The organism is Rheinheimera sp. F8 (assembly GCF_001518915.1).
The window spans coordinates 4,414,020-4,428,681 of record NZ_CP013656.1; the positions used below are offsets into that span (position 1 = coordinate 4,414,020).

A 14,662-nucleotide genomic window follows, 5' to 3' on the forward strand; every position below is an offset into this window, starting at 1 on the left:
GTGGATTTTACTCGTTGAGCACCGGAACCGGCGGCTGATACAAAATCACCTGATTGCGGCCGGCGCCTTTGGCCTGATACAGCGCCTGATCGGCATGTTCCACCACTACATCAACCTGCTGGCTGTCACTGCCGCTGGTCACGCCGGCACTGAGCGTGCAATGAAAGGTCTGGCCATTACTGACAAACGGAATACGGGCAAAAGCTTCGCGCAGCTGATTGACCACCTGACAGGCTTTATCCAGCTGACACTCCGGCAACACCAGTAAAAATTCTTCGCCGCCATAACGGCCAATCAAATCGGTTTTGCGCAGTTGTTGGCGTAACAAATTCGCCAGACTGCTAATCACCTGGTCGCCGGTCAAGTGGCCATAGACATCGTTAACCTTTTTAAAATGGTCAATGTCTAACATCGCCACACTGACGTTTTGTTGCAACCGGGCGGCGCGTTCCAGCTCAGCCCCCAGCCGCTCTTTGATATGCGCATGCTGCAGCAGGCCGGTCAGGCTGTCTTTGGTCATGACCTCGGCCAACTGGCGGGCACGCTGGGCACGGGCAAAGATCGCCACCACCAGCGCATTGTCACTGATTGGCTTGGTCAGGAAATCATCCCCGGCTTTAATCAGCGACGCCATCTGGCGGTCACTGTCAGTTTCGGAAGATAAATAGATAATAGGGACACCGAGCCATTCGTCCTGCAGCCGGACTGTCTGCGCCAGCTCGGGCCCGGAACATTCCGGCATATTAACGTCGAGCAAGATCACATCCGGATGAAAGCGCCGCAGCCCTTGAAAAATTTCGGCCGGATCGGTCAGGATCTCCGCCCGCAGCCCGGCATTTTGCAGCACCAGCGCATAATGCTGGGCTAACAACATGTCGTCATCAACAATCAGGACCCGAAAGGCATCGCGCTCACGGACCGACAACAGCCGTTGTAAGCGCGCTTCCAGCGTGGCCGGATTCAGCGGTTTGACAAAATAGCCGATCACCCCGGCCCGCACGGCCTGCAGGTAATGACTGAATTCATCCTGCGATGACAACACAAACAACGGAATAGGCTGGGCCTGCGGACATTGCAGATGACTCAGCGACTGAAAGGCCGCAGTGGAATCGTCCAGCGCATCTAAATCAACAATAATCACGTCGGGTGGATCAAGTTGAGCCGACGCAACTAACTGCGCTAAATCGGCAAAGCGTTCTACCTGATGGCCAAAGGTTTTTAACGTCTGGCCCATCGGTTGTGAAATCAATGGATCGTTACATAACAACAGGATGCGGGCATCGTTTTTATCCGCCCGTTTCTTTGGCTTGGTTTTGCTGAAACTTTGTGCACTTGGCTGACCGGCAGCTTGCTGCATTTCAACAAAAAACTGCTGCAGCAGCGCGTGTTCTTCCCGATCCGGCACTTGTTGCTGACTGAGCAGCGTTTTGACTTGCGACTCGATACTTTTGGCCACAGTGCCAACACGCGCCAGACCAAAAGTACCGGCGGAACCGGCCAGGGTATGAAAACGTAACACCAGCACAGCGGCCTGTTCCCGCCATTCGTGTGGTCCAGCCTGCATAAACTGCAACAGCAACCACTGCAACTGCGGGATCTCCTGTTGCAGACGCCGCAGGTATTGCTGGTTCAGTTCAGCCAGTTGTTGTTCCAGATTTGCCGGAATTCCGTCCATGCACTTCCCACATCAATATCAAGCAATTACTGCCTACTATAGCAAGGGCCGCAGCGCGACTCCAGCGCCGTCATAATCGCACCTGTAAACCCTGATTCAGACTTTGCCGGTATGCCTGTATCGCGGGCACTGCCCCCAGCAGCAACGCCAGACCTGTGACAATGCCGAGGCCAACTGCGGTATGCGGATGCCAGGCGAACAGGCTAATCACCAGACCATATTCACTGCTGAGCCAGGGTTGCAACGCCGCCAGACTGCCGGTCAGCAACAGGAAGGCGCCGGCGATACTGCACAGCGTCAGGATCAACACTTCCAGTTCAATCAGTAAAAATAATTGCCAAGGCCTGGCGCCAATGGCCCGAAGGATCGCCAGTTCACGCGCACGTTCCCGCTGTGCCGCCAATAAAGTGGTCGTCAGGCCAATCAGCGCCGCCAGTAACACTAACGCCGTGATCACCAGCAGCAGGTTTTCAACCACCACCAGCATTTGCCACAGCTCCGCCAGCGCGGCGCCGGGCAGGATCGCAGTCAGCGGTTCGGCTTTAAATTCATTGATTTGGCGCTGTACAGCAAAAGTCGCCACTTTTGATTTTAAGCCAAGCAAAGCGCCGGTCAGCACGCTGGGTTGCAGCGCCGCCAGCTCCGCTTCACTCAGAGTTTGTTTGGCTTTTCGCATCGCAGGTGCGCCGTTTTGCCAGCCCTGATGAATGGCTTCAATGCCGGTCAGACTGACGTGTACGGACTGATCAACCGGTGTACCTGTTGGCGCCAGGATCCCGACCACAGTAAATGGCTGGTCCTTATGCTGACTGAAACTGACTTTGCCCACACCGTGCGACAACACAATATCCTGTCCCAGCTGATAACCAAGCTTCTTCGCCACATCAGCGCCGAGCACAGTTTCATAAACAGAGGTAAATTCACGGCCGCTACTGAGCCGCAGCGGTTGCTGTTCGCCGTAGCGGAAATAGCGGAAATAGTCATTGTTGGTGCCCAACACCCGAAAACCACGGTGCGAATCGCCGAGCGCCAGCGGAATAGCCCAGCGTACCTGCGGATGGCGGCTGATTTGTTCAAAATGGGCGTAACTGATGTTATTGGTCGCGTTGCCAATGCGAAACACGGTGTACAGCAACAGATTGAGCTGACCGGAGCGCGCACCAACAATCAGATCTGTACCCGCCACTGTGCTGGTAAAACTGCGTTTGGCTTCGAGGCGCAGATGGTCAATCCCAAGCAATAAACTCAACGATATAATCAGTGAAAACAACGTCAGCCAGGCCGTGCCGCGCCGGCTCCATAAACTCTGTCGGGCCAGTTTCAGCAGCATAATGCCTCCGCGACTACTGGCGTCACGCCGTCCTGTAACCGATCCATATCAAGCTGAAAGCCAAAATACTGCGCCAGCGCCTGATCATGACTGACAAAAATCACCGTACTGCCGGCGTCATTGGCTTCCTGCAACAACACCCGCATAAAAGCATCGCGGTTGTCGGCGTCTAATGCGGATGTCGGTTCGTCGGCGATCAACAAGGTCGGTTTGCCCAGCAAGGCCCGCGCAATCGCGACCCGTTGCTGCTGACCGACGCTGAGCTGTGCCGCCGGCGCCTGCCAAAGATTGTCTGGCAGCTGCAACGCCGTTAATAAATCCCGGGCTCGCGCTCCATCAGCGGCTTTGCCGGAAAAGGCCTGCCCCAGTACCACGTTATCCAGCACCGATAAATAGGGGATCAGATTCAGTTGTTGAAACACCACACCGATCTCGCGGGCGCGGATATGGTCCCGTACCGCCGCTTTGTTGGGCTGCAGGCGTTGTTGTTGTAACCAGATCTCACCCTGTTGCAGCGTCAGCACGCCGCATAACAGGTTTAATAACGTGGTTTTACCGGAGCCGGAGGCGCCCCGCACAAACAAGTGTTGTCCGGTGGCTAATTGCAACGCCGGAATGTCCAGCGTGAAGGCCTGCCCCGGCCATTGATGTCGCAGATTTTTGAGTTCAACTGCGGGAATATTCAGATCCGCGGCCACAAGCTGTCCTGTGAAAAATGATATGATGCAATAAATCGTGATTTTATAACATATTGTCGGGAAAAAGCGCTTATGTTCAAACCGTTGTTAGTGGGATCCTGGCTGGTATTGGTCGCATCGGCGCCATTACAGGCCGCTGAAACAGCAAAAGCTGCAGAACAAGCACCAGCAGCGCGGGTCCTGCCCGCCGATAAAAGCAAAGTCATCGAACTGGAATGGACTGATCTGTTGCCTGACGCGGATTTACAAAAAATGGAAGGCTTACCGGAAGTCAGTCATGAAGGCGGCGAAGGCGCCGGCTCTGCCATCAACAAAAACCTCAATACCAGCAATGACCCATCAATGAAAGCCTGGGCTGACGTAATGTCCTCAGCCAATGTGCGTGGCGAGCTGAATGGTCGTCTGGTCAAAATTCCGGGATTTGTCGTGCCGATTGAATACGATGCAGACCAGAACATCACCGCTTTTTTCCTGGTGCCCTATTTTGGTGCTTGTATCCACGTACCACCACCACCACCGAACCAGATTGTGTATGTCAGCGGCGCGAAAAACTTAAAAGCCGATTTGATTTATAACCCATTCTGGATTGAAGGCACTCTCACCACAGATACGATGAGCCATGATCTGGCCAATTCGGCCTATAGTCTGAAAGTGAATAAGATCAGCGAATACGTTTACGAATAAATTCGTGACGATCTTCCGTAAAAAACACAGCAAATGCTGTGTTTTTTTATGCCGCTAACCGCCTTAGTTGGCCGGTGTTAAGTGAAATTCGCGTTGCTGTGGCGTCAGCGTCGCTGCGCCCTGTTGCTGCCCGCTTACCCATTGCACGTCAATCTGCTGCAGATCGGCGGCATGGCGAAACAAATCTAACCGCACCTCAGTCAGCGCGGCAGGGGTACTGCACTGGTAAGTTAAACTCAATTCGACATCGGCATGATGATGTGGATCCGGCGACTGCGGCCAGGGCTCATTCAACTGCTGTTGCTGCAACTGACACTTCGCCGCAGCCGGCAATTGCAACCACTGACCACTTTTTAACAACGTCTGGCTTTGCTGCCAGGCGGCTTTTTCTGCGGCGCTGCCAGGTGCATGTTCAAAACCGACTAAATTGGCGACCGGGCTTTCTAATAGCAGTTCGACTTGTTGTGCCTCAGTGGCAAAGCTCAGCTGCGCCTCGCCATGTACATGAGCCCCAAACGAGCCGCTCTGCTCAGACTCTGCCGCAGCGACGATAACTGGGATACTGAATACCGCCAGCAGTGGAATAACAGTGTGACAACGCATAGCAAATTCTCCACATCAGCAATGCTGCCGTTTCCGGCAAAATGTGACACTATAACAAATTTGTGCGACTGACCAGTTTGTTACGCCAGACAGCTGATTTGCAGGCCAAAACCCGGCCCGTCCAGCAGCTGCAATTCACCACAAAGTTTTTTCTCGACCAGCTGGCGCAAGATCGACATACCAAGGCCGGTGCCGCCCTGATGCGGTTTTGTGGTAAAAAACGGCTCAAAAATCTGCCGGCGCACTTGCGGGGTCAGGCCACAGCCATTATCGCGATAGACAAAACTCAGCTCATGCTGCTCATTGAGCGTGGCACTGATACTGATTGACGGATGCGCTGTGTCGGTAAATGCATGCAGGCAACTGTTGATCACCAGATTGGTCAGAATTTGTAACCAGACATCGGCGGCAGTGATCAACATCAGATTCGGATCAATATACACATCAGGAAACACCGGCACCTGTCGGGTGGCCGGGGTCAGGCTGGCGAGCAAATCCACCACCAGCTGACGAAACGCCACCGGCGCGGATTCGACCCGGGTCTGATGAGCGGCGGTGTCTTTGAATTGCTCCATCAGGCGCTGCGCCCGTTGCAAATTTGCCGTCACTAATAACGAACTCTCATGCATTTGCTCCAGCACCTGCATCGCCTGCGCGGCGCTGATCGTACGCTGACGCATGCCGTGGATAAAATCCTGCAGCCGCTGTTCCAGCAAGGAATTGGCGGTCAGCGCCACACCAAGCGGTGAATTCACTTCATGCGCGACGCCAGCGACGATCCCACCCAAAGTCGCCAGCCGGGCCTGTGCGGCCATCTGCTGATGCGCTCGCCGGACAATTTCATCTGAATCAGCCAGTTGCTGACTACGCAGCTCGACCCGTTGTTCCAGCTGCAGATTCAGTTGCTCCAGCTGGCTTTGTGCACTGAGAAAACGGTCGGCATTCAGCGCGCGTCCGACCTGATCAGCCAGCGCGGCGGCAAAACGGACCTCATTATCCTGCCAGTAGCGCGGTTGCCCGGTGTGCTCACAACAAATAATGCCGATCATTTTGCCAAGATGGCGCACTGGTAAATCCAGCATCGAAAAAATCTGGTGCGACCGCAAATAAGGCTCCAGAAACTCAGCGGTATTAGGGTCATGACGGGCATCATGTGCGACAATTGCGCGCTCGCGGCGCAGCGCCTGAAAATAGGCCGGAAACTGGCTGGCGTGTAATCGCAAAGGCTCCGTCGCCACCGCATGGCCATCCAATAACAGTTGGCACACCATGCTGTGATCATCCTGGTCATACAGCCACAAACTGACGCGCTGCACCTGCAAGCCGTTTTGGACGCTTTGTAAAATTAACTGACTGGCTTGATCCCAGGCCCCGAGGTCAATCAGCGGCGATGCAGAGACGTCCAGTAAAATTTGTTCCAGTGGATCCACAACACCCTCAAAATCCGGTTCGCTGAAAAACTAAACTAACGAAAAGTACCAGCGTTGTAAATTGTTCTGTCATGCCGATCCATTGATCCAGCACCGAACTTATCGCGTAGACACCTTTAGGTGCTGATTTTGCGATGAATTTCCCCAAATGTTATACAAATCAATGAATTCCTACTGATGCCGGCGTTGATTCTGCTGACCGCTGATCAGCTGAGCCCGGCGCTCAGTTCACTACGCGCGCTGCAACCCGGCGACCAGATCGTGATGGCCGAAGTGCAGACTGAAGCCCATTACGCGCCGCACCATCAGCTGAAACTGGTACTGCTCTTCAGTGCAATGCGTCACTTTGCCGCCACCCTGCAGGCGCAGGGACATCAGGTGCATTATTTCAACTACGAACAACAAGTACCTTCCCTGCTGGCCGCTGTCCGCCTGGTGCTGGCGCAACAGAGCGGCATCGACAGCGTCCGACTGACGGAACTGGCTGAACACCGGCTGGCGGCTGAGACGCAAAGCTGGCAACAACAACTGGGTCTGCCGGTTGAAATAGTCGAAGACGACCGGTTTATCTGCAGCCACGCCATGTTCCGGCGCTGGGCGGACGGCCGGCAGAGTTTTCGGATGGAATATTTTTACCGGGAAATGCGTCGTTATACCGGCCTGTTGATGGATGCAACCGGCCCGGTCGGCGGTCAATGGAATTTTGATGCAGAGAACCGGTTGCCCTGCCCCCCCGATTTAAAGTTACCACAGGCGCCAGAATTTGCGCCAGATGCGATCACCCTTGACGTGATCCGGATGGTGCAGCAGCAATTTGCCGGCCATATGGGTCAGGCGGAGCGCTTTTGTTTTGCTGTCACTGGCAAGGACGCCAGAGCAGCTTTTTTACACTTTGTGCAACATCGTCTGCCACTGTTTGGGAAATATCAGGATGCGATGCGCCAGGACGAAGCCTTTTTATTTCATAGTCTGGCCGGCATGTATCTGAATTGCGGCTTGCTTGACGCGCGCTGGGTTTGTCTGCAGGTTGAACAGGCATGGAAAGCCGGCGCGGTGCCGCTGGCCGCTGCTGAAGGCTTTATCCGCCAGATCATCGGTTGGCGTGAATATGTGCGCGGTTTGTACTGGCTGAAAATGCCCGAGTACCGCGAGTTAAACTATTTCGCCGCCGACCGGCCCTTGCCGGGCTGGTATTGGCATGCCGACACCAAAATGAACTGCATGTCGCAGGCGATCCAGCACACCATCAAGCATGCTTATTCGCACCATATTCAGCGCCTGATGCTGACCGGCAACTTTGCGCTGCTGGCCGGCCTGTCGGTGGACGAAGTGACCCAATGGTATCTGGCGGTATATGCCGATGCGTACGAATGGGTCGAACTGCCAAATACGCTCGGCATGGCGTTATTTGCTGACGGTGGTGTGCTGGCGTCGAAACCTTATGTCGCCAGCGGCAACTACATCGCCAAGATGAGCAACTACTGCCAGCACTGTCACTACGATGTGAAACAAAGCACCGGCCCGACGGCTTGTCCATTTAATGCGTTGTATTGGGACTTTATCGCCCGTAACAGTGACAAACTCGGCGGTAATGCCCGGATGCAACTGACTTATCAGCAATGGCGCCGTAAAAGTCCGGACGTGCAGCAGGCACTGCGCGACAAGGCTGCCGACCTTTTGATCCATCTGGAGCAACTATGACCCGTTGGCTGTTGTTATGTAATGACCTGTTGCGGCTCGACGACAACGCCCTGCTAAGCCTGCCGGAAACACGTGATGTTGGTCTGCTGGTGTGTATTTTGCCCGCTGCAGCCTACCGCAATGAGCGGGCCAGCCCACGCCGTTTGCAACAACAACTGGGTCTGATGACTGAATTTCAGCAGCGACTGGCCAGTCTTGGGATCCCGTTGTTATTGCGCCATGGTAAGCCGGCCACTGTGCTACGCCAGCTCTGCGCTCAGTATCAGATAAACCGGGTAGCTGCAGCAGAACCAACCGCCATCGATGAATATCGCTGGGGCACCGGTTTGCCGATGCAATATCTGGATCTGAATTCACTGTTGGCTGACGAATTAAGACCGGACCTTGCCACGTTACCGCGCAGCTTTACAGCATTTCGCCAGCAACGGGAACCTTTGCTGAACGTCAGCCCGCCACAGCAGCAGCCAGTGGCGGTGTCGCAGTTAAACGGCATTCTGAATGTAGCCACCGCTATCGCTTTATCAGATCTTCCGCCGATGCCTGCAGCGCCACCGGCAATAGTGGCGCCTGCGCTGGCCGCTCAGCTGAACGCGGGGATCAGTGACTGGCAGGCGCAGACCGAAACTGCGGCAATCGCGCATTTTGAACAATATCTGCAGCTGCATTTATCGCATTACAAGCTCAGCCGTAATGCGCTGATCGGCAGCGAATTTGCCAGTTTCCTGTCAATCCCACTAAGCAGGGGTACGCTGTCGGTGCGGCTGGCATGGCAGCTGATTGTGCAATATGAACAGAAATTTGGTCAGAGTGAATCCAGTTACTGGTTGCGGTTTGAACTGCTATGGCGGGAATATTTCCGCCATCTGCAACGTAAACATCCGTTGGCGTGTTTTCGCCATCAGGGGCTCGGTTTACATCTGGTGCCGGGACAGCCCGCAGTCGCCGGCGAAGGTTTCGAGCGTTGGTGCCGTGGTGAGACCGGTTTGCCGTTTATTGATGCCAATATGCGGCTGCTGGCACAAACCGGCTGGATGTCAAACCGTGGCCGGCAGAATGTCGCCAGTTATCTGATGTTTCAGCTCGGCTGTGACTGGCGCCTCGGCGCTGCCTGGTTTGAACAACAACTACTGGATTACGATGTGGCCAGTAACTGGGGCAACTGGGCTTATATTGCCGGCGCATTATATTCAGCCCCGCGCAGTTTTAATGCGCTGAAACAGGCGCTGGAATATGACGAGGCGGCCAGCTTTACCAGCTTGCTGCTCGGCAAAACGGCTGACGGTACACATCGTCATCAGCCTTATGCACAACCAGGCTGGCCGGCGCCCCAGGCCTGGACCTGGCAACAGTATTTGCAACAGCTGCAGCAACTGCCGGAACTCTGAACCATGCTGACGCTGGTCTGGTTTAAACGTGATCTGCGGATTGACGATCATGAACCTTTGGTACGCGCGCTGCAGCAAGGCGCGGTTTTACCGCTTTACATTATTGAACCGGATTATTGGCAGCAACCTGACACTTCGGTGCGCCAATGGCAATTTGTGCGCGATGCCGTCTATGGCTTACATCAGCAGCTGAGCCAACTGGGCCAACCTTTGCTGGTGCGACGCGGGCCAGCCACGCGGGTGCTGCGCGAGCTGTGCCGGGAATTCCCGCTGCAACAAGTGGTCAGTCATCAGGAAACCGGCAATCTGTGGACTTATCAGCGTGACGAAGCGGTCGGCAAACTGCTGCGGGAACTTGGGTTGCCTTGGCAGCAATATAGTCAGCATGCGGTTAAACGGCGTCTGCAGCATCGCGATCAATGGTTTGAGCAGGCCGATGCGTTTTTACGTAGTCCCTATGTTGCCACTCCGAATGCGTTGCCCTTTTTGACTGCGGCCCCGTGGCAAGAGGCATTGTGGCAGGCACCGCAGCGCCGAGAATTACCGCCGGTCGTGCAGATCCAGCAAGCGCATGCATTGCAACCGACACTGGATTCGTTCTGGCAGTTTCGGAGTAAACATTATCAGCGTGATATCTCAATTGCGGCGCGGGCCGGCCAGAGTTGTTCCAGGCTCAGTCCTTATCTGAGCGCCGGTCAGCTCAGTCTGCGCCAGCTGCAGCAACACACTTATCTGCAAATGAAACAACAAACCGATCCGCGACAACAGCAGGCCCTGGCGGCCTTTTTCAGCCGGCTGCGCTGGCATTGTCATTTTATGCAGAAACTGGAAGATGAACCGCGCATTGAATTTTCACCAATGCAGCCGCTGTATCAGGGGATGCGTGACCAGTTTGAACCGGCGTTGTTTCAGGCCTGGCAACGCGGTGAAACCGGTTATCCGCTGATCGATGCGGCGATGCGTTGTCTGGTCGCAACCGGCTGGCTGCATTTTCGGGCACGGGCGATGTTGGTGTCGTTTGCCAGCTACCAGCTGTGGCTGGACTGGCGCCCGGTGGCCTTGCATCTGGCCCGTTGCTTTACCGACTACGAACCCGGCATCCACTATCCCCAAATCCAGATGCAGGCTGGTACCACGTCAATCAATCCGAACCGGATGTATAACCCGCTGAAACAAAGCCTGACGAAAGACCCACAAGGTCATTTTATCCGCCAGTGGTGTCCGGAACTGGCGCGCTTGCCGAATGACTGGTTGCACCAGCCCTGGTTATTGCCCGCAACATTACAACGACACTATCAATGGGTGCCGGGGCGCGACTATCCCTTACCTATCGTCGATTTAGTTCAGGCGACCCGGCTGGCGCGCAGCCGGCTGACGCAATGGCACAGCCAATATGACAAACAAGTCTGGCAACAAGGCCGCGAAGTTGTGCGGGAACGCCATGCAAGCCGCAAACGGCCGCCAGAACGCCGCCCGTCTAAAACTGCACCGGCGCCTCAGTTAACGTTGGATTTCTGAGCCGCAGCCAGTTCAGCCAAAGGTAATGCGTCGGCCCAGCGCCGGCTTTGCTCAATCAATTCAAGCGCAGCACGGAAATACCCCGGATCAATCCGTTGCCAGTCATCTTGTGGCGTATGGTATTGCGGATGCACGTCGACACCAAAATACAAATACGGCATCCCGGCCTTACGAAACACCGCATGGTCACTGGCATTGGCCCAATCAACGGCGGCGTTGCTGTGGCGGCCGAGCCGTGACTGCCGGCCGTCATGCGCCAGCGTCAGTTTTAACGGCGTTTTTGCGGCGGCAGCGAACGTATTCAGCTGTGGTAATTGTTTTTTACCGGCCAGATACAAACGCTGATTCATTTCACCGCGGCTAATCATATCCAGATTGATATTCAGCAGCAGTTGCTCGCGCGGCACCGGCGGCGCCGCCAGAAACGCTTTAGCGCCATCCAGCCCCAGCTCTTCGGCGTCGGTCGCCACAAACCAATACGAATAGGCCGGACACTGCGTCATTGTCTGCGCTGCCAGATACAGCAAGCCAGCGACACCGGATGCATTGTCATCAGCGCCATTAAAGATCTTTTTGCCGCGGGGTTTCAGATGATCGTAATGGGCCGTGACGACGATATAGCGATCGGGATGCACACAGCCGCGCCGCAGACCCAGTACATTGACGCCCTGGCGTTGGCTAAAGCCTTCTTTAAACACAAAGGGTTGAAAATAACTGTCGCCCGGCGCTTGCAGCTGTAACTCAGTAAAACGCGCCTGCAGATATAGACGCGCCGCCTGATTGCCGGCCGTGCCAGTCGCGCGGCCAGCCATGTCGTCTGCTGACAACTGCTGCAGATCCTGCCAGGCCTGCATCCAGCTGGTGTCGCTATGCGCGCTATTGTTGGCTGACGCCAACGGCAGCATAACGCAGAGCGACAGCAGCAAGCCGATGCGCACAAGCTGCTGTTTAATCAGCTTGCGCCACTGCATTTAACATCTCAATTTTGTGGTCATACAAACGGCGATCGGCACCCGGAGCTGCATGCAGCCGCGCGCGCTGCAAATAGCCTGACGCCGCAGCATAGTCATGCTGCAGAATAGCCACACGCGCCAGACCAAACAACGCCTCCGGCATTTTTGGTTCTAAACGGATACTGCGGTGAAAAGCGATTTCTGCATCGTTAAACCGCTGTTGACTCAGTGCTTCATTGCCCTGCATCACAAAATAATACGGATTACGCAGTCGTGTTTGCTGCACTTTATCACTGAGCCGCATCGCTTCATCATGACGGCCCAGCAAGTCATATAAAATCGCCAGATTGGCCATGGTATTTGGATGTTCCGGTTCAAGTGCCAGACTTTGTAAATAGGCCAGTTCGGCGGCTTCGGGCATACTGCGCTGACGATACAATACAGCCAGATTATTCCAGGTAGCTGCGACGGCAGGCGCCACAGCAGCTGCTTCCTGTAAATACCGATAAGCTAAATCAAACTGCTGCGTCAGCATCGCATCTGCAGCTTTATTGTTGTAAAACAACGCCACGATATCCGCTTCGCGAATTTTGCGCACCGGCAGGCGCTCGCGTGAGCCGCCTGCCCGTTCAAAATCAATCAGGAAATTGTGATCAGCCGAAATAAAGGTTTTGGCCAGCGTTTGCAGATAAGGTGGCGTGACTATCAGATTGACATGGCCATTCAGCACACTGGTGCCATTGCGGGTGATCCAGTATTCAGGGATTTGCACATCCTGAAACTGTACGCGAAACCCCAGCGATCGTGCCAGACTATAAGACAAGATAGTCAGTGACAGGCAATTCGCTTCGCGTTGTTCATAGGTTTCTAATGCCGTGAGTGTGGCATTATTGACGTATTGCAAAGGGTCGGTCTGCTCACGAAAAATAAACTTCAATAACGCCAGGCTACGTTCCCGCGGGTCGCTGTAAGCAAGGACTTCCTGTCGCGCCTTCAGCACTAAATCTTCCGGCAGTTTAAAAATCTGTTCACGTGTTTCGATAGGTGTATCAACCGGCATAAATGCCTGATCTTGTAATAGATCGTCGGCGGAACGCAGCATTTGGCTGCTTGGCGTTTGCTGACAACCGGTTAATGCCGCAATCAACAGGATTAAAACTATTCGCCACATCACACACCTCCACCACAGCTGAAGTTGTCGCCCGTGGGATTTCAGGCAAGCAATACTTCAGCTTAGTGCTTTGTGACCCGTTTATGACCAATATTTGTGACCAGCAGGGCAAAGAAGGGATGAAAAGACGACCACAGGACTGGCAAACTCTGGCAACTTAACGTAACGCAAAGCGTCGGTTGATCAACGCATCAGCTGGCAAGGCAATGACCATAATAAACGCCAGCCCGCCTGCGCGTCGTATTGCACAGCCACCAGCGTGCCCTTTTTAATCGACAAGCGGTTTGCACTGCAGTCCAGCATCAGCGCCAACAACTGGGATAACTCAGGTTCGTGCCCGACTAATAGCAACTTAGCCGGCCAGTCTGCCCGTGCCTGTTCAATTTGTTCCAGCTGTATTTTCGCCGCGGTGCCATGCGATAACCACAAAGTTTCCTGAACTTCGGTTTGCACATCGGCACTGGCGCAAACCAGCATCGCAGTTTGTAAAGCACGGGGATAAGGACTGGTCAGCACCAGATCCGGCTGTAACTGCTGGCGGCGGACAAAATTGCCGATCCGCATCGCCTGCTGCCGGCCTTTTTCCACCAGACACCGGTCGACATCGGGCCGCAACACCGATCGGTCTTCTGCTTTGGTATGACGCAACAGGTAAATGGTTTGAACCGACATAATCACTCCGGGCACTGGTCAGCTCCCAGTGTCAGCGATCCAGATGACAACAACAAGACAGAAAGTAATCAGGCGAGATTCCGGTTGAACACCAGAGCCTCTGGCGAAGGCTGGTTGCGAAGCAATTTTTTACAGGGATGTAGAAAACACAAAACCGCTAGGAGGCGGTTTTGGACGGCGGAACGCCGGTCCCGCAGGGATTTTTGGCGAACGCCAAAAACACAAAAACGTCCGGAACGTTTTCACTCGCAACATCCATGTCGCTCGCCTGACGGCAGCTAAAGCTGTGCAACACGGCAATCCTACCGTTTTTTGGACCGCCATTGGGTGAAGCCGGTCTTTCAGCAAGCCAATAGTTTGGCTTGCTGCCGGCTGAACGCCTGCGCCTCTGGTGCAGGCCGGAGGGTCACGTAGTGACATTTTACAGGGATGTAAAATGCAAAAAATCGCCTGGAGCGATTTTTGACAGCCGCAGGCTGGTTGCGAAGCAATTTTCTACATGGATGTAGAAAACAAAAAATCCAGCATTAAGCTGGATTATTTGGTGCCTAGGGGGGGACTCGAACCCCCACGCCGCGAAGCGCTAACACCTGAAGCTAGTGTGTCTACCAATTCCACCACCGAGGCATGTGTTCTGCGTATTTTGCAATACGACTTTATTTGTCTGCGACTTTGGTGCCTAGGGGGGGACTCGAACCCCCACGCCGCGAAGCGCTAACACCTGAAGCTAGTGTGTCTACCAATTCCACCACCGAGGCATATGCCGCCGACGCCGTGCATATTATGCGCCACTGACAAAGTCGTCAACTGCTGAATGCAAAAAATCTGGCAAAAGCGGTTTG

12 protein-coding genes and 2 tRNA genes are annotated in these 14,662 nt (G+C 54.5%); 4 read left to right on the forward strand and 10 right to left on the reverse strand.

All coding sequences use genetic code 11. The annotated features are described in order from the left end of the window. Window positions 1-7: 7 nt before the first annotated feature. The 3 genes from ATY27_RS19570 to ATY27_RS19580 form a co-directional block, all read right to left on the reverse strand. Window positions 8-1,675, reverse strand: a complete 1,668-nt coding sequence (locus ATY27_RS19570) for a response regulator (RefSeq protein ID WP_208930578.1) — start codon at window positions 1,673-1,675, stop codon at window positions 8-10. A 70-nt stretch (window positions 1,676-1,745) separates the two neighbouring features. Continuing rightward, window positions 1,746-3,005: an ABC transporter permease gene (locus ATY27_RS19575; RefSeq protein WP_208930577.1), complete on the reverse strand. Its 1,260-nt coding sequence runs from the start codon at window positions 3,003-3,005 to the stop codon at window positions 1,746-1,748. Next, window positions 2,996-3,703: an ATP-binding cassette domain-containing protein gene (locus ATY27_RS19580; protein WP_208930576.1), complete on the reverse strand. Its 708-nt coding sequence runs from the start codon at window positions 3,701-3,703 to the stop codon at window positions 2,996-2,998. The genes ATY27_RS19575 and ATY27_RS19580 overlap by 10 nt, the downstream gene beginning before the upstream one ends. A gap of 72 nt (window positions 3,704-3,775) precedes the next feature. On the opposite strand from ATY27_RS19580, the gene ATY27_RS19585 reads away from it, so the two are divergent. Continuing rightward, window positions 3,776-4,387, forward strand: a complete 612-nt coding sequence (locus tag ATY27_RS19585; RefSeq protein ID WP_208930575.1) for a DUF3299 domain-containing protein — start codon at window positions 3,776-3,778, stop codon at window positions 4,385-4,387. 63 nt (window positions 4,388-4,450) lie between these two features. Here ATY27_RS19585 and ATY27_RS19590 read toward each other — a convergent pair whose 3' ends face one another. Together ATY27_RS19590 and ATY27_RS19595 are read right to left on the reverse strand one after the other, a co-directional pair. Next, window positions 4,451-4,990, reverse strand: coding sequence for a DUF2796 domain-containing protein (locus ATY27_RS19590; protein WP_208930574.1), 540 nt, complete (start codon window positions 4,988-4,990; stop codon window positions 4,451-4,453). Between the two features lie 80 nt (window positions 4,991-5,070). After that, a complete protein-coding gene (locus ATY27_RS19595) occupies window positions 5,071-6,420 on the reverse strand; it encodes a GAF domain-containing protein (protein ID WP_208930573.1) in 1,350 nt (449 codons plus the stop codon). Window positions 6,421-6,597: 177 nt separating this feature from the next. Between ATY27_RS19595 and ATY27_RS19600 the strand changes: the two genes are divergently transcribed. The 3 genes from ATY27_RS19600 to ATY27_RS19610 are packed head-to-tail and all read left to right on the forward strand — an operon-like array spanning window position 6,598 to window position 11,024. Then, the gene (locus ATY27_RS19600; protein WP_208930572.1) at window positions 6,598-8,121 is read left to right on the forward strand and encodes a cryptochrome/photolyase family protein; all 1,524 of its coding nucleotides are present in this window, start codon (window positions 6,598-6,600) and stop codon (window positions 8,119-8,121) included. Beyond that, the gene (locus tag ATY27_RS19605) at window positions 8,118-9,506 is read left to right on the forward strand and encodes an FAD-binding domain-containing protein (RefSeq protein WP_208930571.1); all 1,389 of its coding nucleotides are present in this window, start codon (window positions 8,118-8,120) and stop codon (window positions 9,504-9,506) included. Before ATY27_RS19600 ends, ATY27_RS19605 begins: the two co-directional genes overlap by 4 nt. Window positions 9,507-9,509: 3 nt before the next feature. Further along, window positions 9,510-11,024 carry an FAD-binding domain-containing protein gene (locus ATY27_RS19610; protein WP_208930570.1) on the forward strand — a complete coding sequence of 505 codons (1,515 nt, stop codon included), beginning with the start codon at window positions 9,510-9,512 and terminating at the stop codon, window positions 11,022-11,024. On the opposite strand, the gene ATY27_RS19615 is transcribed toward ATY27_RS19610, so the two are convergent. The 5 genes from ATY27_RS19615 to ATY27_RS19635 form a co-directional block, all read right to left on the reverse strand. Next, a complete protein-coding gene (locus tag ATY27_RS19615; protein ID WP_208930569.1) occupies window positions 11,003-11,995 on the reverse strand; it encodes a M28 family peptidase in 993 nt (330 codons plus the stop codon). The genes ATY27_RS19610 and ATY27_RS19615 overlap by 22 nt on opposite strands. Beyond that, the gene (locus ATY27_RS19620; protein ID WP_208930568.1) at window positions 11,973-13,148 is read right to left on the reverse strand and encodes a tetratricopeptide repeat protein; all 1,176 of its coding nucleotides are present in this window, start codon (window positions 13,146-13,148) and stop codon (window positions 11,973-11,975) included. Before ATY27_RS19620 ends, ATY27_RS19615 begins: the two co-directional genes overlap by 23 nt. A 183-nt stretch (window positions 13,149-13,331) precedes the next feature. Beyond that, window positions 13,332-13,820 (reverse strand): phosphohistidine phosphatase SixA, encoded by a 489-nt coding sequence (gene sixA, locus ATY27_RS19625; protein ID WP_208930567.1) that lies wholly within the window; start codon window positions 13,818-13,820, stop codon window positions 13,332-13,334. Between the two features lie 542 nt (window positions 13,821-14,362). Further along, window positions 14,363-14,447 (reverse strand) — tRNA-Leu (locus ATY27_RS19630). A gap of 46 nt (window positions 14,448-14,493) precedes the next feature. Continuing rightward, a tRNA-Leu gene (locus ATY27_RS19635) sits at window positions 14,494-14,578 on the reverse strand. Window positions 14,579-14,662 lie beyond the last annotated feature (84 nt).

Excerpts from the sequence above, each read along its gene's own strand:
- ATY27_RS19570 (WP_208930578.1), bottom strand. The coding sequence starts at position 1,675 with ATGGACGGAATTCCGGCAAATCTGGAACAACAACTGGCTGAACTGAAC.
- ATY27_RS19575 (WP_208930577.1), bottom strand. The coding sequence starts at position 3,005 with ATGCTGCTGAAACTGGCCCGACAGAGTTTATGGAGCCGGCGCGGCACG.
- ATY27_RS19585 (WP_208930575.1), top strand. The coding sequence starts at position 3,776 with ATGTTCAAACCGTTGTTAGTGGGATCCTGGCTGGTATTGGTCGCATCG.
- ATY27_RS19590 (WP_208930574.1), bottom strand. The coding sequence starts at position 4,990 with ATGCGTTGTCACACTGTTATTCCACTGCTGGCGGTATTCAGTATCCCA.
- ATY27_RS19600 (WP_208930572.1), top strand. The coding sequence starts at position 6,598 with ATGCCGGCGTTGATTCTGCTGACCGCTGATCAGCTGAGCCCGGCGCTC.
- ATY27_RS19605 (WP_208930571.1), top strand. The coding sequence starts at position 8,118 with ATGACCCGTTGGCTGTTGTTATGTAATGACCTGTTGCGGCTCGACGAC.
- ATY27_RS19610 (WP_208930570.1), top strand. The coding sequence starts at position 9,510 with ATGCTGACGCTGGTCTGGTTTAAACGTGATCTGCGGATTGACGATCAT.
- ATY27_RS19615 (WP_208930569.1), bottom strand. The coding sequence starts at position 11,995 with ATGCAGTGGCGCAAGCTGATTAAACAGCAGCTTGTGCGCATCGGCTTG.
- ATY27_RS19620 (WP_208930568.1), bottom strand. The coding sequence starts at position 13,148 with ATGTGGCGAATAGTTTTAATCCTGTTGATTGCGGCATTAACCGGTTGT.
- sixA (WP_208930567.1), bottom strand. The coding sequence starts at position 13,820 with ATGTCGGTTCAAACCATTTACCTGTTGCGTCATACCAAAGCAGAAGAC.